Source organism: Nocardia sp. NPDC003963 (genome assembly GCF_053605105.1).
The window spans coordinates 1-16,977 of the sequence record NZ_JBSGIP010000038.1 but is presented as its reverse complement, the minus strand read 5'-3'; the positions used below and the strand labels follow the sequence as shown (position 1 = coordinate 16,977).

The window sequence follows — 16,977 nt, the reverse complement described above, 5'->3', positions numbered from 1 at the left end:
CTCGTGGCAGGGGCAAGCGCACGGGGCGCTACAGAACTTGCAGACACGGCGGCATCGGGTGTGGAGGTTGTGATGGCATGCCGTGGACGTGTAGGCGTGCACACCGGGTTCGCGTTGCGACTGGTCAGGCACGGCCGGCTCCTTCGGTGATGTCGGTCATCTGGTACAGGCGCCACTTCGGCCGCCACTCGTTCGCTTCGACCAACTCCGCGCGCCCCTCCGCCTCGGTCGGGAAGACGGTGCCGGAGTACTCCATGAGCTGTTCGCCGTCGCTGTCGTCGGGGAGCTCGGAGATGAAGCCGACGAAGTAGCCCTCCGCCGGGGTGACGGTGCGGCCGAAGCCGGGGGCGCAGCCATGCTTCGGGCCAGTGGTGCGGCGGGGTGGACGCACTCCAGCAGTGAGAAGCGCGTCGGCAACCGACTCCCACGGAACCCGGGGCGGGCGAGCGTCGATCGCCTCCATGTAGGCGCGCTCGACGATGGCGGCGAGCTCGGCACGATATGTCTGATCAGGCATTTGGAATGTCACTTCCCGTCCGTGGTGGGTGTTTCCCCAGCAGTGGGGGTGTCGTCAAAGGTGGGGACTGCTCCCAGATCTGGGCGGCCACGGGTCAAAAGGGCCAGCAACTGCTGCACCGACTGAGACCACTTGTGCACCACCTGAGCCCAGCGGGACAGCTTGTCCAACTCCGCATGGAAGCCGGCGTGGACGATCCGGTCCGAGATGTAGCAGCCGCAGCGGGGGCAGCCCTCCGGTACAGGACGTGGATTGCTGCCGCCTGAACGGGCCGGAGACGGACGGAACGGGTTGTTCACGGGTATCCGGGTGATCTCGGACGGCTGCGAGTCCCTGTGGGGCTGCTGGCTCATCGATTCATCTCCGGGGTCTCGCCGTGCTCGAAGCGGGCGCCACGGCCGGCGCCGAATGCTTCGATCAGACGGGGATGGTCCGCGGTGCGCTGGCGGCCGCCGACTTCGCCGGGAAGCCGATAGCCATATCCGCCGAACTCGATGCCCACACGCCCCCACCGAGGACCGATGCACCACTCGTAGCCCTCGTCCATGCGACGCTCGCCGGACTCGTCGGCAGGGAAGAAGATCCGACGGGCCCCGCCGAGCTCCCGATACTTCCCATTCGGCCAGGGGATGCCGCCCGAGGCGATGACCACCTCGGAACCGGTAGCGGCCGCCAACTCCCACGCGAGGTTCCGCTCCTCGTCCGTGGGCTCCTTGCCTTTCACCTCGTACCAGATCCCGTTCCGGATCCCGGGCAGCCAGAAGTCCGGCAGGTACCGGCCGGAGGGCAGGTCGAACCCTTGCGCCTCGTATTCCCATTCGATCTCGAGCGTGTCGAAGAAGACTGCCCACCGCGCTTCGATGCGGGAGCGGAACCGGTGGCCGGCGTACTCGGTCTCGATCGCCTTCATGGGAGCGGCGCCAGCGCGGTGCACACGCCCGCCTGCCACGCTGGCGTCGATGATGTTCTGTAGGTGGCGTTGCGCCGCTTTCTTCGCGGCCACACTCCGGTTGGTCATCTCCACCAGGCAGTCCGCGCCGCCGACGTCGGCGAGTTCACCGCGGCGGTCCAAACCGGCGGCGACGGTGACGGGGTCGATCACCTCGCCCAATCGGTGAAGGTCGACGATCGTGCTGTAGATCGCGCGGTGGGCCGGGATGGAGAAGTCTTCGACCGTCAGCAACTTGACTGACATCTCCACGGTCGCCGGGTTGGCCAGTATTGAACCGAGACTCGCCTGTTCGGAGATTCGGGGGTCGGAATTGAAGGCGCTCCAGTCCTGGATCAAGGGCGTGGTGGTCATCGGTCGTTCTCGCTTTCCTGAATGCGGGCCACACACGGGACTCCGCGGAATGTCTTGGTGATCGGGTTGGTGCAGTAGTCGTCCGCCGGCGCCCGGCAGCAGGGACACGGCAGGTGGATGCAGTCCGCGTACGCGTCCGCGATCGGGTTAGGCACGGTCCACCGACTTCCGGTCGGCCAGTTCGCGTACCAGCCGCATCACCTCGGCGCGCTTCTCTGCCGATGCCGGAGGGGGCGGATCCAGTGCGCGGAGTTCGTCGATCGGCGCGGGCTGGCGGCGGGTCTGCCGGATCCGCTCGGTCACATGGCCGGGCATCAGGTACGTGCCCGGAGTGTGCGCGAAGTGCTCATGCACCGCGTCCAGCGCCGCGGCGAACGACCACCGCGCGCGGGCCGCGGACTCCGACCAGGCCGCCAACATGATCCGATCGACCTTCCGGTTGTCGTAGGCATGAGCCGCCTGGAGCAGGTCGATGACTTCATCGCGGGTCATCACAAACCTCCCGGGAGAGCGATCAGGTGGCCGGTCGACTGGATGCCGGCCATGCGCAGGGCTTCGGGGCTGGGGTTGTCTTTCAGCAGTTCGGCCTTCAGGAACTCGGACTCCCGCGGTGTCATCTGCTGCTGATGCCCTCGCCCGGGGCGCTGATCTTTGGCCTCCCGGCGCATCCAGTTGCGCCACGTCCCGACCCAATCGACCTTGCGCCCCTTGGCTCCGGGCTGGTCGTTCCAGTGGTCGGTGAACTTCAGGTGCTCAGCACGGAGGTCGACGTTCGGGCACTCGTCCCGCATCTGCCGGATCACATCGGCCGGCGGCTCCCAGTTCTCGGGCAGCCGGTGGCCGCGATCGCGGGCGGGAGCGCGTTTACGCGCCTCTCCCTCACTACTCCCTTTAGGGAGTGGTCGGGACGGGTCGGGACGGGTCGGGTCGGGAAGAGCGGACTCCGCCTGTGACGACCCAGGGACGGACGGAGGTGTCCCGGTGGGACACTCGTCGGACGCATCAGCATCTACCTGCGGCGACCGTTTGGATTGAGCGTTCCTTTTCGCCTCGCGCCACTTCCGTTTCCGTTCGGCCTCTCGCTCCCTTTCTTCGAGAACTTGCGCGCGAGTCGGGTTGTAGCGATCCCAACCGACGAACTGCCAGCCCTCTTCGACGATCTCCCACAGTCCGGCCATGACGAGCTTGGCCGCGGTAGCCTTCGTCGCGCCGAGGTCGTCGAGGATGTACTCCGGGATGAATCCATCGGTGAGTTCCTTCGAGGACCAGGTGCCGGCGAGAGTCCATAGGCCGACCGCCTGGCACCGCTGCTTCCGCGGGATCCGCAAGACGGCCTTGGAGGTGGGGAATCCGTCGTCCACCTTGAACCACACCATCTATGGCACCTCCTGAATCTCGCTGGAATCCACGCCGCCCGGGATCAGGCGCAGCGTCGGCCGCGGAGGAGTCGCTTCACGTCCGCCCTCCATCACCTGCTGACCCGGCCGCGCCCACTGATAGATCGCGTCCCAATCCGCCTCGAAGTAGCGCCGCAGCACCCCGCCCGTGTTCGCCGGCGGACGCGGCTTACCGTTGGCGATCCAGTCCTTACGCTGCTGGTCGTAGCGGGGCTGATGCTCCGCACGATGGCGCGAGCACAGGCCGATGTACTCACCGGCGCCAGTGCCGGGATCGACGGCCACGAACGACACCTGGGTTCGCTTCCCGCACGGTCCATCACGGCGGATCATCGGGGCCACGCACCGCACCATCGACCTGAGTCCGACGGCTTCGTAGCGCGGAAAGTCGTTGGCCACTACCTGCTTGCCCCAGTACCGAGCCAGGTTCTCGTCGGCGCCGTACACCAGAGCAGTGACCTCGCGCACCCAGTTCTTCAGGGTGCGTCGACCTTGCTCCTGACGGGTGACGATCACCTCGTCGAGCGCCAAGGCGAACAGCAACCGATCACCGTTCAGGTCGGGATCGTTCAGCATTCGGCGGCGCCGCTTGTCGCGGTCCATGATCGCCTTCAGGTCCGTACTCACCGCGCTTCCTCCATCTCGATCACGTACTGGTCTCCGCACTCCGTCGGCACGGTCTCCGGGTCGGCCCGCGCCTCCTCCACATCCGTCACCGCACACCCCGATTCACGGCCTCGGCCAGACGAACCAGCAGCCCCTGCTCCACCAGCGCGGTGGTGTGCAAGCCCCCACCGATCGGCCGCGGCAGATAGTTCCGTGCCGCCTGCGTCGCCCCACCCCAACCACGCCAGTACTCGATCGACCACCACGGCTGGAAGTTCCGGTTCGCCGCCTTCGTGCACAGGTCCAGACCCCAGCGCAGGGCGTCCTGCGGAGAGGACAGGGAGAAGTAGTCCGCAGTGTCAGCGATGGTCCGAAGCGGGGAGCCGGCCGGAAGACTGGTGATCGGATCACCCTCGACGGCCGCCCACCAGGTGGGGATCTTCGAGATCGGCCGGTTGCCGGCGATCCCGTACCCCGACGCCGGGCGCTCACCCGGGAGCCCGGCACCGACAGGGCGTTTCGGGTCGGCGATCAACGCGCAGCCGACCACCTTCCCCGCAAGGTCCGGGTACTTCCCGGCAGCGATGTCCGCGGCCAGGTCGCCGGCCGGGCCGCTGCCCTGGCTGTAGCCCGCGAGAACCACAGGGCGGCTGCTGGAGCGGGCGGCATCTTTCAACGCGACCTTGCCCGCCGCGCGGGACTGCGCCCAACTCATCCCGCCTGTACCGAATCCGGCGGCCGGGTAGTGGACGATCTGCGGGAAGAACCGCTCATCCAGGTGGGAGAGGAAGCGCTCGCAGATCCCGTCTCCGCCCTCAGGGAATCCGGTGCCCGGAAGTATCAGGGCCGTGTACTTGGTCATCAGTCCTCCGAGGGGTACGGCACAGAGGCCGGATCGATACGGATGCAGATCCCCGCGGAAGTCGCAGCGCCGCAGCGGCAGCAGCAGCGGGGATGGGTAGCGGAGAGCCAGGCAGGGCCACCAGCGCGGCGGTAGCAGAGCTCGCAGATGGGCTGAGTCGTCATGCCGCCACCGCCCGGACGTAGCGGACGCCATCGCACTGACGAGACCCCGACAGGCAAACGGCCTCGGTCAGCCGCATCTGCGTGATGGACTGCTCGTCCCACCAGCACCGGTGCTGCTCCCACTCCACATCGAGTGAGTGCCGGCCGGCACGGAAGCCGTCAGCGCTGCGGAAACCGCCATTCGGGAACGGGCCGGGCCAGACGAGACCCCGGAACCGTTTGTCCCGCCAGCGTCGCCACTGCCGTCGATGCACCGAACACATGCCGTCCGGGATGTCGACCCCGAACCGTTGGTCGGGTGGCTGGAGGTTGCCGTGGTCGGCGTGGCGGGCGATGCGCCACTCCACGCCTGCCCATGTCCGCCACGTCAGTCGGATCCGGGCGGGCACTGCTGTGCCGAGATACTCTTCAGGCGCGCTCATGCCGCACCGTCCCCGGTCGGGATGGCCAACCCGTGATCGGTCAGATGCACCCACCGACCCCGGTACAGGACCGGGATCTCCACAGCCACGTTCCGCTGGTTCCGCGGGATCAGCCAGCCGTTCTCGTACGCCGAGGTCCGGTTGCGCTCGACACGGTCATGACACCGTGCACTGAGCGCCAAGCAGTTTGCTGCCCTATTGATCCAGTCCAGGCTGGTTCCCCCGCGGCCCCTGGGCGCCCGGTGGTGATAGTGCTCCAGAGGGCCGCAAGCATCGAGCTCACATACCCCGCCCGAGCGGCGGAGCACGGTCTCCTTCACCGCGGCAGAGAACCCACCGCGGTTCGGCTTCGGCCGGCGGGGCTGGGTCTTCGGGTGCACCCGGCGTTCCTGGATGCTCATGACTCACCCCGACCGGCCACGCCGTACATGGACCGCACGCTGGCGCCCACGGACTGCCAGGCACGGAGCTCTGCGTCGAGCGCCTTCGCCCGGCGGTCGGCGTGCTTGTACGCGGCGTCGGCGACGTCTCGGGCGCGGCGCTCGTCGATCGTGGCCAGCTCCGCGAGCTGCTCCCGCTTATGAGCCGGGCCCTCGATGCTCACGTAGGCGCGGGCATAGGCCACGTCGTACTCGTGGTCGGCCTTCCGGTACGCGATGTAAGCGTCATTGCAGACGGTCACACTTCGTGCGATTTGGTTGGCGCACTCCCGGATAGCCGCCTCGATGGTGACGGGGTTGTAGTCGGTGCTCACGCCCCCACCCCCTCGGCCGGCTGCGGGTTCTCCGCCCGCCACTTCTTCCAGGTGTGCGACCAGTCGATGTGGTCGAGCAGAGCCATCAGCCCCTCAGGCGTGGCCGGGAAGTCACTGCGCCGCTCGTCGTTCCAGTACGGCCACGGCCCCGACTCGAACGTTGCCCGCCGGTACTGCCAGCCACCCTCGGTGCGGACCAGGATCACCGTGTTGGTGCCCGAGTCGATATCGAACGGGCGCTCCAGCATCTTCTTCTGCCAGTGCTCCCGGTAGTACGTGCGCCGCCAGTTGATGAACCACGCGACGATCCGGGCCTCTTCCTCGCTCGGTTCGGTCGCGCCCCACAACTGGCGATCGTTGGGCACCTCGGGTTCCGGGACGCAGAGGGCGACCTCGAACTTCCACCGCGGGTATGGGGAATGGACGCGAGGGATCCGCCAGCGGGTAGCCCACGGGTGATCCAGCTCGGCCTCGTAGGTTTCGATGCTCATGCGGCATCACCGGAGAAGTGCTCGATGGCCTTCCGCAATGCGGTGACGTCCATCGTCGTGCGGATGTTCCCGGCCGCCGGGTAATGCTGGGCCAGCCAGGTAGCGGCCTCGACCACGTCCTTGCCGGCGCGGTTGAACATGCCCAAGAGCTCGGCACGTGCCAGGTCCGCGGGGTCCAGTTCCTTCGCGGCGAAGATCGCCCGGTTGCGGATCTCGTCCGCCGAGGCGACACCCCGCTTCGTGTCGGCGGCCAGCGCCGCGACGAGAGCGCGTCCCCACGCGGAGGTCTCGGCGTTCTGCAACTCGCTGCCCTTGGTGTAGGGCGTCTTCCCGGGCACCGGTTCCCACGCCATCCCGATGCCGGGCATCGTGTCCTCGGCCGTCCGGTAGAACGCGGCCACCACGATCAGGTAGGTCTGTCCGTCGATCACCTCGATCGAATACGGGCGGGCGGGATCGGCCGGCTGGAACGAGCCATTCGGGAACAGCTTCTCCCGCACTTCGGCGATACGGTGCGCGACCTCGACGTACCCCCCGAGGTCGACTTTCTTCTCAGTCTTCTTCTCGCTGTTCTCGGTCATGCTCACCACTCCCTGCTCGCCCAGTAGGGCAGGCTGATCGAATTGGTCTTGTCGCCATAGCCGGGCCATTCGCCGGTCTCGCGGCACTGGTCGAACATCTGGGCTCCGGCGGTGACGATGCGGTCCCCGGCGGCGATTGCCTCGGCGTCGAACTCGTGGATGCTCGTCAGATACGGCTCGGTCTTCTCCTGGGCGAGGAGCTTGAACTCCTCGACCGTGTAGCCGAGCGCTTCCAGGACGCGGATGTAGTGCGCGACCTGGACGTGATAGCCGAGGTTGATCGCGCCCTTCTCGAATGGTTTCGGGGCAGCGTCTTTCGACGTCTTGTAATCCCGGACCAGGACTCGGCGGTCGGGAAGGAAGATGATGTAGTCGAAGCGGGCTCGCATCATCACCCACGTCGACACGTCCATCGCGTACGCCGACATCTCCGCCGCGCAGTTCTCCCCGCGGGGGAACAGGGCGGCCACCTCCGGCCGAGACAGGGCAGCATCGACCATCGCCCGCACGGTCTCGTATTGCTTGGTCAGCAGCGGGACCTTGCCCTCCCTGCGGGCTTTCGCCTTCGCTTCCTTGGCGGCGTTGGACTGCCACGTCTTGGCGTCCACCACTTCGAGGCCAGCCCCGGCACCGAGCAGCAGCGTGTGGGCCGCGGACCCCAGGTCGAAGTCGTCGTTGTCCTCCCGGACCTCGCCTTGGAACTTCGCCGGACCGCCGGGCTGCACCAGGAGACGCACTCCAGTGGAGGACAGGCTGTTCGGGTCGCCGTGGTAGACGGACTCCGGAACGTTCGGGTAGAGGCCCGGAGTGGTGGGGGCTGTGGTCATCACGTCGGACTTGCTGCGGCAGTGGTCGCAGATCTCCCGGTCCAGATCCGAGACCGGGCAGATGTCATTCCATTCGGTCACTGCTGCTCCTCCATCCGGGAGATCCACGCATCGATGAAGTCCCGGGCACGCCGAGCGTCATCGAGGTCATGCGTGGACTGATGGAGCACCTTGTCGGTCACGCCCAGCCCGAGGATCGCCAGACGTTCACGACCGGTGAAGCCGTCGAGGATGGGGATGAACTTGGTGCGGCCGTAGCCGTCCGGGAGGGTCAGACATTCGGTCACGCGGCCACCACCTGTGGCACAGGGACAGCCATGATGGCGGCCGCGATCCCGGCCTTGACCCGAACCTGCCGCCGGTAGGCCAGCCGATGCGCCGTCCCCTCCAGCACCTCCGCCGCGGCGTCGATCTGCTTCCACGGAACCTTCGCCGCACGCAAGGCCAGGATGTGCTCGATCGTCTCCGCGGCGTCGATCAGGTCGGTCCGCGGCTGCTCCTCCCGCAGGGCTGCCCGATGGCACGAGTTGCACAGCCCGCGGCCGCCGTACGCCCGGGCGCCCGCGGGTTTGTCCTTGCCGAACGCCGCCCACTCCTTGTCCGAGTAGGTGGCACAGCGGCAGGATCCGCACCGGCCCGTATTCGACTTGAACTCCTGGACCGGCGGCGCCGGTTCGGGGCCCCGCGCCGGGGCGGGCGCGGACAGGAGCCCCAACATCTCCAGCAGTTCCCGGCAGTCCCCCGCATCGGAGGTGTGGCGGGCTACCGTGCGGGCGGCCGCGGCGCGCTGCTCGGGGGTGTTCTCGGTGTTCTCGATCTCGGTGGTCAGGTAGTGCGGTCCGCTCATACCGCACGCTCCAGCTCGAGCGATTCCACTTCCTGGGGAACAGGGAGGTAAGGGTGCTGCCGGACATCCCGGGCCGCGAGGGCCACGGACACCGGGCCGACCAGGACAACAGCGCCGACGTACACGTACACCACAGCAACGCTGGCGAGGTGGATGAGATTCACAGCTGCTCCTTTCCGTTGGCGATGGCCAACAGCACGTCTGCGTGACAGGGGGAATCGAGCGGGCACCAGCAGCAGAGGTCCTTGCCGCGCAACTCGGTGACGTCGGCGCGGTCGGCGAGTAGACCCAGATCCACTTCGACCTCGACAAACAGGCGGACACAGGCCCCGAGCGCCGCCGCGTAGCTATGGAAGGGGCCCTCGTAGGTCACGTCGTTGTCATCGGTCGGGATCCAGAGACCGGATGGCCGCTGGACGGGACGGAATGGGTTGCCCCACTTCGACGGACGCCCGACGTAGACGGCGCCCTCGGGCATCCGCCAGCCCCTGGTGCGGCGGCGCTGGATTCGCTTAGGCGCGGCCATCGACGCTCACCACCTCGTAGCCCAGCTCCCGCAACGCCAGCGCCGGATCGGTATGGCCCCAGCAGTCCGGGTTCAACGGACACCACTCCGCCAGTAGGCCGTTGTCGTAGGCCGGGAACAGGTCCACGAGCTTGGCCCGGTGATTCACCGCGGCGATCACGAACGAGGTCACGCCCTCGTCATGGATGTGCGGAGGGCTCAGTTCGAACACGACCGCGCCTTCGTGGGCGAATGCGCCGAACTCGGTCGTCGGGATCAGGTCGGTTTTGTACGCGGACTTGGTCACTGGACACCCCCGCCCGGCAGTGGCACGCCCCGCCAGTCGTCACCGTCACGCTCGACGAGCTCAGCGGTAGGGGTGTTGCCGTTCTCGCCTTGCAGGCGGCGGCGGTCGAAGACCGTGTTGACGGCCGCCTCGTAGTCCAGGTCGGCCAGTGGAAGCACCGCGCCGCCGGGCTTGTAGCGGTAGCCGTAGAGGGTCATCCCTGCACCCCCTTGCTGATGTTCGTGGCGAAGCCCTGCACCACGTCGATCAGCCCCGCGTCGTCGACGCCCGTCGACTCCTGCAAGACCATCGCGAACATGCCTGCCAGGCACAGCAGCGTCTCGGGTTTGTCGCAGTTGCTGACGATGGCCTGCTGTCCTGGCTTATCCATGCGGACTACGGCCACGATCAGGGCGGCAGCGTCGCGGATGGATTCGGGTGTGGTCGGGCCGCTCACTGGGCACCGCCGTTCAGCTGGGCGTTGCGGAGGTGGGCGTAGTCCTCCTCCAGTTCGGCGACCCGGGAAACCAGCCACTCCACCGCAGGCACCACACTCCGGGAGAGGTCCACCGAGGCAGGCACGCGGCGCGGGTATCCCTGCGGGGACAGCACGCCCCGGACGTCGAGGAGGTTCTGTTCGGCGAGAGCCAGGCGGATGCGCCGCTTCTCACTGCGCAACTCCAGTTCGGCGATCCGGGCGGCCTGCTGCTCGGCAACCGTCCGCCACTTACGCCGCGAGATCCACAGGGCACGGACAGCGGCGACGCCAGCGTTGTGCCGCATGATCAGCTTGTGCATGGGCAGCGGGATAACTTTCGCGGCGTCGAGGATCGCCTGCTCGGCCCGCTCACGTCGTGACTCCAGGCTCATCGCGCACCGCCCTCGGCGGCGTTGCGGGACTCCCACAGCAGCACGTCGGCGATGGAGTGGCCGTTGACCTTCAAGGTCGGCGCGATCCGCTTCGCCAGTTCGAGCGCGGTGTCGAGGTCGTGCCGATACCGCTCGAGCCACTCCTCTTCCCGCTCGCTCGGGATCGACTCGTAGGACGGATTCCCGTCGATGTCATAGCAGGACGACAGGCGTTTGACCGCCCAGCGATCGTTACCTCGGTGCTCGACTGTGACCGTCAGGCCCAGGGCGTTGATGCTGTCGAGCGGCATGCACGACACCTCGTACCGGGTGACGGTGACGGCGGGCTCGGGGACCTTGATTCGTTCAGGCATCGGTCTTCTCCTTGCGGCCGTGCTCGGCCATCCATCGGTCGGGATCCCACTGAGCCCACGACTCCTGGGCAGCGGGGGTGGTCAGGTCATCGGTGGTCAGCCCGCGATGAAGGGCGTGAGAGAACACCTCGACGAACTGGTCCGCGATATGCGGGTGAGGGAGATGCAGGCGGGTCACGACTTCACCGCCTGCCGGTAGCGGTTGATGCCCCAGACGATCGCGTGACAAGCGCGCAGATAGTGAGGAGACCAGTCGGTGAGGTTCCACTCCCAGGCGTCGCGGTAGATGAAGGCGCGGCCCCCGTTCTTCGGGGTGTAGCGGAACGACTCCAGGTTCGAGCGCGCTTCATGTTCGTGCTCTACGAACTCCAGGACGTCCTCGCGGATCTCCCGGAACAGTGCGCGCCGTTCCCCGGCAAATTCGTGGCGCCGCTGCCAGAAGTCATCGACCACCTGCCGGGTGAATCCGTCCTCGCAGAACTCCTTGACCGGGGCGCCGGCGACGACCTTCTCCTGCCAGTAGTCGGGGCTGATATCGCCGTCCCGCCTGGAGAAGAGTTCGAACATGTCCTCGGCGGACTTACCGAACACCCACCCGCCGATATCGCCGGTGATAGCAAGGCGACTCGGCCAGGTGGCCAGCTCGAACCAGCCGACCGCGCCACGGGCACCGAACTGGATGTGCCGGTACAGGCCGTCCTCGTGCAGGACGGTCACGCCGTCGAGATGCTTCGCGTAGCCGAGGAAGTCTCGGTGTGAACCTGTGTGGAGGTTGTCGGTCACTGCTTCACCTCCGGGGTGAGCAGCTCCGCGCTGTAGTCGCGGATCTGCACGGCGTGCCCGCGGGCGTCCGTCAGCCGATCTCGCAGATACGAATCGGACGCACCCGTCGCGAAGCCCTCTAGTTCACGGGCCGACCAGTCGATATTCAGGTGACCGAACGTCGGATCGGGATGCGGGAACCGATTCCACCGGTTCGACCACGGCTCCAGCGCCCGGTACTTCGCCGCCAACGCCGCCGCGCGCAGGTGCAAACGCCCGAAGTCCCGGATCAACTCGTCCAGCTCGTCGAGCAGATCCACAGGCTCATGGATGGGATCGCCGAACACGAGCAGTGGCCACAATTTCCGGGCTGCCGCCACCGCCGCGCACTCCGGCGGGTCCTCGTCGAAGATCGTGAGCAGCTCGTCCCGGATCTCGATGTCGGTGTGGTCGTACACGTAGCCGGCCAGCCGGTACTCGACGGAATCGTGGGGCTCGTGGTTCCACTCGCGCATCAGGTTGTCGCACGCTGGGGAATGGATGATGCGGTTCATTTGGTATCGTTCTTTCTCGTGTGTTCTTTCGCGGGCGCCGGGCTGTGGTTGGTTCCGGCGCCCGCGTCATGTCAGGGGCTGGAGGTCCCGGCGGTGACGGGCGCCGCCGGGACACCCCCATCACCAGGGCTCGACACCGGTGATGGGGACACGTGGGTCAGCCAGATCAGGACCGCGGTCACACCCACGGCGACAGCCAGCAGGTACATGCGGAAGTCACGCTCGGCCGGGGTGGTCATGACGCCAGCCGCCCGAAGTTCTTGCGGGCCGCACGCCGGCGATCCGCTTCGGCGCAAACGGCATCCATCTTCTGAGCGCTGGAGAACCCGAACGCGACCGCGAGCATGTCCAGCTCGTCCACCGGGACCGGGTCACCGTTTGCGTACCGCGGGCCCCGGTATCTCGCCGTGCCGTTACTCTGTGAATCGGACATCCCATTTCTCCTTTGTGTGATGGGCTGTTCTGAGTCCCGCCGAGTTGGCCCTCGGCGGGCTCGCATATTGGGGAAGGTCAGTGAGGCGGGCACGATGTGCCGCCAGCGGAATCCGGCTCGACGAAAATGTCGAAGCCGTAGCCGTAGTAGAAGGGGTTGCCGCAGCTCCATCCCACGGTCAGCTCCAGCACATCCCCGAGGTCCGCGAATATGTGCCACTTCGTGAAGCCCTCGGTGGTCGCGACGCCGGTTATGACGTGGTCGACCCGCTCGGGATGGAGCAGGAACTCCTTGAGATCGGTGTAGGCGCAGCAGTCGCTGGTGTCGGCCAGGCAGACGCGGGTCCCGTTGTCCAGGGTCAGTACCAACCCGTGGTCGGTTCCCCAGTACGTCGCCCTGCCGTTGAAGTCCCGCTTCTCGGCGGCGACGATACGGTGCCCGATCACGTGCTCGCCGAGGGTGGCGACGTTGCCCGGCATCGTGCCGTCGTCCTCATCCCATTCGCCGAGAGTGTCCGGCGGGTACGGATTCTGGCTGGTCATGACGCCACCACCTGCATGTTCAGGCGACGGCGGATGAAATCCACACCCGACGGCTTCACCCGCGTCGTGTACGAGACACCCTCGCTGCCGTCCGACCGCTCGAAGTGCGTGGCCTTCACCGTGAAGTGCTGCATGAACCGCTGATACGGGGTGTTCTTCATCGACCCCTTCGGGATGAACACGCCCCGGTTGCGCAGCTCGGCGAACAGCTTGTTCTGTGAGGTGCCCAGCATCCGGGCGACAGTGCCGACCAGGTAGGTTCCGTCGGCTTCCATGAACTGCTCGTAGGCTTCGACCTTGGGAGCGTCGGCCTCGACCTTCGCCTCCAGCTCCATCCGCTTCGCTCGCTCAGCCTTCGCGACCTGGGCCACCTCGATGAGCTTGTCCAGTGCGGTGTCCGGGTTCGTGAGATCCAGCTCCGCCTGGGAACCGGGCGCGATGTAGGCACCTCCGGTCTTGCGGATGGTGGGCAGAACCTCGGAGGTGATCCAGCGGCGGAACGCCACAGCCTCCGGCTTGTCGGACCGGATGACGACCTCGTACATGCCGGGCTCGGAGACGATGGACACCGCTCGCTGCTGGCCGCCGGAGCTGATGTGAGTCTGGCTCACAGCAGCCGGGTCGATCCGCTCGGCGACGCGTGCCGGAGTCGTCAGCCCGAGGACCTGGCAGAGATCGGCCAGCACGAACCACGGCTCGCCGTCGATCACCACAGTGCGGACTGTCGTGTCGGCATACGTGAATGGCATCAACAGGGCGCTCACGCTTCCCCCTCTGCTGGGCAGGACTTGGCGTAGGACTCCAGCTCGGAGTGGTCGAAATAGACCCGGCCGCCGTCGACACGGGCGGTGATCTTGCCCAGCTCACGCAACCGATCCAGGGACCTTGGCGAAATCGAGAGGGCCCGGGCCGCTTCAGCTTTCGTGTAGCGAATCCGCGGAATCGAGGAGACGGTCATGGCTCACTCCGACGACCGGCCTCGTGACGAGGCGTGTAATCGGTGTCGATCGCACCGGTCGGCAGCCCGTAGACAACCTCCAGAGACTGAAGCATTTCGGCGCTGGCTCCGCGGTGACCGTTCTCTACCGCCGAGAGCGCGCCGCGGGTGTATCGATGACCCGTCTCCTGCTCGATGCGTCCGATCAGAGCGTCGATGGTCAGCCCAGTGACGCTACGGAGGTACCTGAGGGAGACGTGCGGCGGAACCTTCCCCCGCCGGGGGCGAGTTTTGCCCAAAGTCTGGGCAGATTCTTCGGTCACAACTTGAATGTAGGCCAAAGTTTGCCCTAGCGCAAGCAACCCTGGGCAAACTTTGTGATCAGGTCAGACGCAGGGTCCGCTAACTTCCCGCAGTCTGACCTCGGGAAACTTCTTCCCACCAGGGGCTATGGTTTGCCCAACTTTTAGGTAAGACTTGTCTGTATGGACGACAGGATCACCCGCTTGGGTGCCGCCGTGAAAGACCGGCGCCTCCAGATGGGCTACACACAGCAGGACGTAGCCCGCGCCGGCGGACCATCGGACACCACTCAGACCGGAATCGAACTAGGCACCGCGACCGGCGTCAGCGCCGCCACCCTCCGCAAGTTGGACATGGCTCTGCGCTGGCAGCCAGGAAGCGCCAAAACCGTAATGGATGGGGGAGCCCCGGCCGCCCTCGATGAGCCGACCGAATATCAAACAGCTGGGGGACGCATCGACAACCTCGCGTTCCTGACAGCGCGGATCACGCAACTATCGGCGGATATCAACGCGCTGGCACGGAAGGACCCCGCGCTCCACGAGATCGCGGCACAGGTGGACGAGCTCGCCGGATTCGCAGCGAACGCATCGCTCAATGAGCTGACCGGGGCGGGCATGCCCGCCCGGCGCAGCGGACCTGGCTACGGCTCCGCCGCTGATCGCACCAGCGCGCCTCGCGTCGAGCCGGAAGAGGATGAACACATCGAGGGAATGGCCGCCAGGAAGGGCCGGTCGAAGAAGGGGTAGGACGCGGCGACGCCGGCGACCCATCCGAGATCGGGGTGATACTTCCACGCCGGCCCGTCGCCCAGGCCGCGCATCCAGACTCGGCCAGCCATGGTGACCAAGCAGCGACGTTGCGTGGCAGTCGTTCTGTACCGCGGCACAATTTCAATTCCAGCAGTCGAGACAATCAGTGAACCGATTACCGCCCAACCATTTCGAGGCCGGATCGCTCCGTATGGCTCAGCGATTCGTATACCGAAGGTGTCATGCATGAGACGTTCGGTATACGTTGGGGCCGACGAATCGCCAGCGTCGGCAGCATCGGTGCGCACTTGGAAAACTCCTCGTTATCACTCCCCGACGGTCAAATGCATTGCCACCACGCAACTTAAGTAACCGATCCTATCGGCATCCGAACAGATGATCGAGCGATTCTCGGAGTTATTTCCTCCTTATCCAATTCGTTATCAACTGACGACCAGTCTGTTACAGGCAGATTTCTAGCTATTCATCGGAGCGCATATCTTAAGCGTCCATATTCCAGATCATGAAATCTCAAGCAGGCCATCCAGATTACCCAGAGCCTTGCGCGCCAGTGACAGATCCACGTGTGCATAAAGCCGCTGCGCCGCCGCCGACGAGTGCCCCATGATTTGCATCCGTACAGACTCCTCGACACCCATCTCCTGGAGGAGGGTCGCTGTCGTGTGCCGGGCCGCATGCAGCGGGAGGTCTGGTACCTTCGCCCGCTTCAAGGCCGTATGCCAGTCCGTGTTGTCGTACTTCCCCGGGATCGGCCGGCCACGCTGTGTCACCCACATAAGGTTGTACTCATTGCTTTCCGCCGTCTCGAGGTACGCCTTGAAGATCGCCGCGAGCGGAACCGGCAGCGGCGTGAGCCGCTTCGAGCGCTCGGACTTCGGTCGGGTGAGCGCGAACTTCCGGTAGAGCGGGCGCACCTCGAAACCATCCGGGATGACGAAGCGGTCCGGGTCGGTCAGCGATGCGCCATCGTAGGTCTCCAGAGACTCCAGCTTCCAGGACAGCTCGACCGTCATGTTCTCGACGTCCACGCGGTCGCGCTCAAGACCAAGCAGCTCACCCTGGCGGGCGCCGAGGAGATATGCCGCAGCCCACCGGGTGACGTAGGGGTCCTCCGCCTGCATCGCGGCCAGTAGGACTTTGCGTGCCTGCGCGGAGGTGTGAGACTTGTCGCCGGACTTGGGTGTCACCTTCGGCTTCGCCACCACGTCACAGGGATTCTTGCTGATGATCGTCTCGGCGACCGCGGCGTTCATCGCGATGTTCAGCACCACGTATGTCAGCTGAACCGTGCGCTCTCCCCAGCCGTCGGTCTCGCCCACCTTCTTCAGCAGTCCGCGTACCGTGGCCGGCGTGATCGGCAACCGTCGATCCCCGATGAGGGGGATGATCTGGTTGTTCGATGTCCCCCTGTATGAGACATAGGTTTTCGGGTCCTTGGTCTTCTTGATGATGTTGTCGAGCCAGTAGGTCAGCCATTGCTCGACGGTCATTTTCGAGCGCGGCCGGTAGCTCCCGTTGTCGATCTTGGTCCGCAGGTCCCGCATCTTCTGGCCCGCGAGCACCTTGTCCGACGAGGAGACGGTCGCTCGCTTCTTCTCGCCGTACTCATCTTCGTAGGGAATGGCTCCGATCCACATGCCATCGGACTTGCGTTGGTAGAGCGCACCGGTCCCGCGCGGCCGCCGGCGTTTCTTGGTTGGCATTCGGCATCCTCCGCCCTTGCCGTCACTGTAGCTTATCTGTAGCATACGTGAGGCTAGTCACGGCTAGCCATGGCTAGACAGAAACCACACCTACCAGCACTTTTCGGAGCAAGTGGCAGGTCAAAACGCCCAGCGCATCTGACTACGGATCAGAAGGTTAGGGGTTCGAATCCCTTCGGGCGCAC

The 16,977-nt window shown here is 66.0% G+C and carries 29 protein-coding genes; 1 reads left to right on the top strand and 28 read right to left on the bottom strand.

The features are described 5' to 3' along the window. Positions 1–124 precede the first annotated feature (124 nt). The 27 genes from ACWEWT_RS31485 to ACWEWT_RS31355 all read right to left on the bottom strand — a co-directional run bounded on the left by ACWEWT_RS31485 (position 125) and on the right by ACWEWT_RS31355 (position 14,034). On the bottom strand, positions 125–517 hold the full coding sequence (locus ACWEWT_RS31485; protein ID WP_452564453.1) for a hypothetical protein: 393 nt from the start codon (positions 515–517) through the stop codon (positions 125–127). Positions 518–866: 349 nt separating this feature from the next. Next, positions 867–1,820 carry a DnaB-like helicase N-terminal domain-containing protein gene (locus tag ACWEWT_RS31480; RefSeq protein WP_452564452.1) on the bottom strand — a complete coding sequence of 318 codons (954 nt, stop codon included), beginning with the start codon at positions 1,818–1,820 and terminating at the stop codon, positions 867–869. A gap of 147 nt (positions 1,821–1,967) precedes the next feature. Beyond that, complete coding sequence (locus ACWEWT_RS31475) at positions 1,968–2,312, bottom strand: hypothetical protein (RefSeq protein ID WP_452564451.1); 345 nt, start codon at positions 2,310–2,312, stop codon at positions 1,968–1,970. Further along, on the bottom strand, positions 2,312–3,196 hold the full coding sequence (locus ACWEWT_RS31470) for a hypothetical protein (protein ID WP_452564450.1): 885 nt from the start codon (positions 3,194–3,196) through the stop codon (positions 2,312–2,314). The genes ACWEWT_RS31475 and ACWEWT_RS31470 overlap by 1 nt, the downstream gene beginning before the upstream one ends. Next, on the bottom strand, positions 3,197–3,844 hold the full coding sequence (locus ACWEWT_RS31465) for a hypothetical protein (RefSeq protein WP_452564448.1): 648 nt from the start codon (positions 3,842–3,844) through the stop codon (positions 3,197–3,199). A gap of 85 nt (positions 3,845–3,929) precedes the next feature. Continuing rightward, positions 3,930–4,685, bottom strand: a complete 756-nt coding sequence (locus ACWEWT_RS31460) for a PE-PPE domain-containing protein (RefSeq protein ID WP_452564446.1) — start codon at positions 4,683–4,685, stop codon at positions 3,930–3,932. Positions 4,686–4,845: 160 nt separating this feature from the next. After that, positions 4,846–5,271, bottom strand: coding sequence for a hypothetical protein (locus ACWEWT_RS31455; protein WP_452564444.1), 426 nt, complete (start codon positions 5,269–5,271; stop codon positions 4,846–4,848). A gap of 397 nt (positions 5,272–5,668) precedes the next feature. Next, the gene (locus tag ACWEWT_RS31450; RefSeq protein ID WP_452564442.1) at positions 5,669–6,025 is read right to left on the bottom strand and encodes a hypothetical protein; all 357 of its coding nucleotides are present in this window, start codon (positions 6,023–6,025) and stop codon (positions 5,669–5,671) included. Beyond that, on the bottom strand, positions 6,022–6,516 hold the full coding sequence (locus tag ACWEWT_RS31445) for a hypothetical protein (RefSeq protein WP_452564441.1): 495 nt from the start codon (positions 6,514–6,516) through the stop codon (positions 6,022–6,024). The genes ACWEWT_RS31450 and ACWEWT_RS31445 overlap by 4 nt, the downstream gene beginning before the upstream one ends. Next, complete coding sequence (locus ACWEWT_RS31440; protein WP_452564440.1) at positions 6,513–7,097, bottom strand: hypothetical protein; 585 nt, start codon at positions 7,095–7,097, stop codon at positions 6,513–6,515. Before ACWEWT_RS31440 ends, ACWEWT_RS31445 begins: the two co-directional genes overlap by 4 nt. A gap of 2 nt (positions 7,098–7,099) precedes the next feature. Then, positions 7,100–8,005: a PD-(D/E)XK nuclease-like domain-containing protein gene (locus tag ACWEWT_RS31435; protein WP_452564438.1), complete on the bottom strand. Its 906-nt coding sequence runs from the start codon at positions 8,003–8,005 to the stop codon at positions 7,100–7,102. Next, positions 8,002–8,211 (bottom strand): hypothetical protein, encoded by a 210-nt coding sequence (locus ACWEWT_RS31430; protein WP_452564437.1) that lies wholly within the window; start codon positions 8,209–8,211, stop codon positions 8,002–8,004. The genes ACWEWT_RS31435 and ACWEWT_RS31430 overlap by 4 nt, the downstream gene beginning before the upstream one ends. Continuing rightward, positions 8,208–8,771: a hypothetical protein gene (locus ACWEWT_RS31425; protein WP_452564436.1), complete on the bottom strand. Its 564-nt coding sequence runs from the start codon at positions 8,769–8,771 to the stop codon at positions 8,208–8,210. Before ACWEWT_RS31425 ends, ACWEWT_RS31430 begins: the two co-directional genes overlap by 4 nt. After that, entirely contained in the window at positions 8,768–8,935 is a 168-nt protein-coding gene (locus ACWEWT_RS31420; RefSeq protein WP_452564435.1) for a hypothetical protein, read from the bottom strand. Before ACWEWT_RS31420 ends, ACWEWT_RS31425 begins: the two co-directional genes overlap by 4 nt. Then, complete coding sequence (locus tag ACWEWT_RS31415) at positions 8,932–9,297, bottom strand: DUF4326 domain-containing protein (RefSeq protein ID WP_452564433.1); 366 nt, start codon at positions 9,295–9,297, stop codon at positions 8,932–8,934. The genes ACWEWT_RS31420 and ACWEWT_RS31415 overlap by 4 nt, the downstream gene beginning before the upstream one ends. Further along, positions 9,284–9,583 carry a hypothetical protein gene (locus ACWEWT_RS31410; RefSeq protein ID WP_452564432.1) on the bottom strand — a complete coding sequence of 100 codons (300 nt, stop codon included), beginning with the start codon at positions 9,581–9,583 and terminating at the stop codon, positions 9,284–9,286. Before ACWEWT_RS31410 ends, ACWEWT_RS31415 begins: the two co-directional genes overlap by 14 nt. Next, a complete protein-coding gene (locus tag ACWEWT_RS31405; protein ID WP_452564431.1) occupies positions 9,580–9,780 on the bottom strand; it encodes a hypothetical protein in 201 nt (66 codons plus the stop codon). The genes ACWEWT_RS31410 and ACWEWT_RS31405 overlap by 4 nt, the downstream gene beginning before the upstream one ends. Next, on the bottom strand, positions 9,777–10,019 hold the full coding sequence (locus tag ACWEWT_RS31400) for a hypothetical protein (RefSeq protein WP_452564430.1): 243 nt from the start codon (positions 10,017–10,019) through the stop codon (positions 9,777–9,779). Before ACWEWT_RS31400 ends, ACWEWT_RS31405 begins: the two co-directional genes overlap by 4 nt. Next, a complete protein-coding gene (locus ACWEWT_RS31395) occupies positions 10,016–10,432 on the bottom strand; it encodes a hypothetical protein (RefSeq protein ID WP_452564429.1) in 417 nt (138 codons plus the stop codon). The genes ACWEWT_RS31400 and ACWEWT_RS31395 overlap by 4 nt, the downstream gene beginning before the upstream one ends. Then, entirely contained in the window at positions 10,429–10,785 is a 357-nt protein-coding gene (locus ACWEWT_RS31390) for a hypothetical protein (protein ID WP_452564428.1), read from the bottom strand. The genes ACWEWT_RS31395 and ACWEWT_RS31390 overlap by 4 nt, the downstream gene beginning before the upstream one ends. Next, positions 10,778–10,963, bottom strand: coding sequence for a hypothetical protein (locus ACWEWT_RS31385; RefSeq protein ID WP_452564427.1), 186 nt, complete (start codon positions 10,961–10,963; stop codon positions 10,778–10,780). Before ACWEWT_RS31385 ends, ACWEWT_RS31390 begins: the two co-directional genes overlap by 8 nt. After that, the gene (locus ACWEWT_RS31380) at positions 10,960–11,568 is read right to left on the bottom strand and encodes a hypothetical protein (RefSeq protein ID WP_452564425.1); all 609 of its coding nucleotides are present in this window, start codon (positions 11,566–11,568) and stop codon (positions 10,960–10,962) included. Before ACWEWT_RS31380 ends, ACWEWT_RS31385 begins: the two co-directional genes overlap by 4 nt. Then, positions 11,565–12,101: a hypothetical protein gene (locus ACWEWT_RS31375; protein WP_452564423.1), complete on the bottom strand. Its 537-nt coding sequence runs from the start codon at positions 12,099–12,101 to the stop codon at positions 11,565–11,567. The genes ACWEWT_RS31380 and ACWEWT_RS31375 overlap by 4 nt, the downstream gene beginning before the upstream one ends. A 235-nt stretch (positions 12,102–12,336) precedes the next feature. Then, positions 12,337–12,534, bottom strand: a complete 198-nt coding sequence (locus tag ACWEWT_RS31370; protein WP_452564421.1) for a hypothetical protein — start codon at positions 12,532–12,534, stop codon at positions 12,337–12,339. Positions 12,535–12,611: 77 nt separating this feature from the next. Beyond that, entirely contained in the window at positions 12,612–13,076 is a 465-nt protein-coding gene (locus ACWEWT_RS31365) for a DUF7448 domain-containing protein (RefSeq protein WP_452564420.1), read from the bottom strand. Next, a complete protein-coding gene (locus ACWEWT_RS31360) occupies positions 13,073–13,840 on the bottom strand; it encodes a phage antirepressor (RefSeq protein ID WP_452564418.1) in 768 nt (255 codons plus the stop codon). Before ACWEWT_RS31360 ends, ACWEWT_RS31365 begins: the two co-directional genes overlap by 4 nt. Further along, a complete protein-coding gene (locus tag ACWEWT_RS31355) occupies positions 13,837–14,034 on the bottom strand; it encodes a helix-turn-helix domain-containing protein (RefSeq protein ID WP_452564417.1) in 198 nt (65 codons plus the stop codon). Before ACWEWT_RS31355 ends, ACWEWT_RS31360 begins: the two co-directional genes overlap by 4 nt. 464 nt (positions 14,035–14,498) lie before the next feature. On the opposite strand from ACWEWT_RS31355, the gene ACWEWT_RS31350 reads away from it, so the two are divergent. Then, positions 14,499–15,065, top strand: a complete 567-nt coding sequence (locus ACWEWT_RS31350) for a helix-turn-helix domain-containing protein (RefSeq protein WP_452564415.1) — start codon at positions 14,499–14,501, stop codon at positions 15,063–15,065. 524 nt (positions 15,066–15,589) lie between these two features. On the opposite strand, the gene ACWEWT_RS31345 is transcribed toward ACWEWT_RS31350, so the two are convergent. After that, on the bottom strand, positions 15,590–16,792 hold the full coding sequence (locus ACWEWT_RS31345) for a tyrosine-type recombinase/integrase (protein ID WP_452564413.1): 1,203 nt from the start codon (positions 16,790–16,792) through the stop codon (positions 15,590–15,592). Positions 16,793–16,977 lie beyond the last annotated feature (185 nt).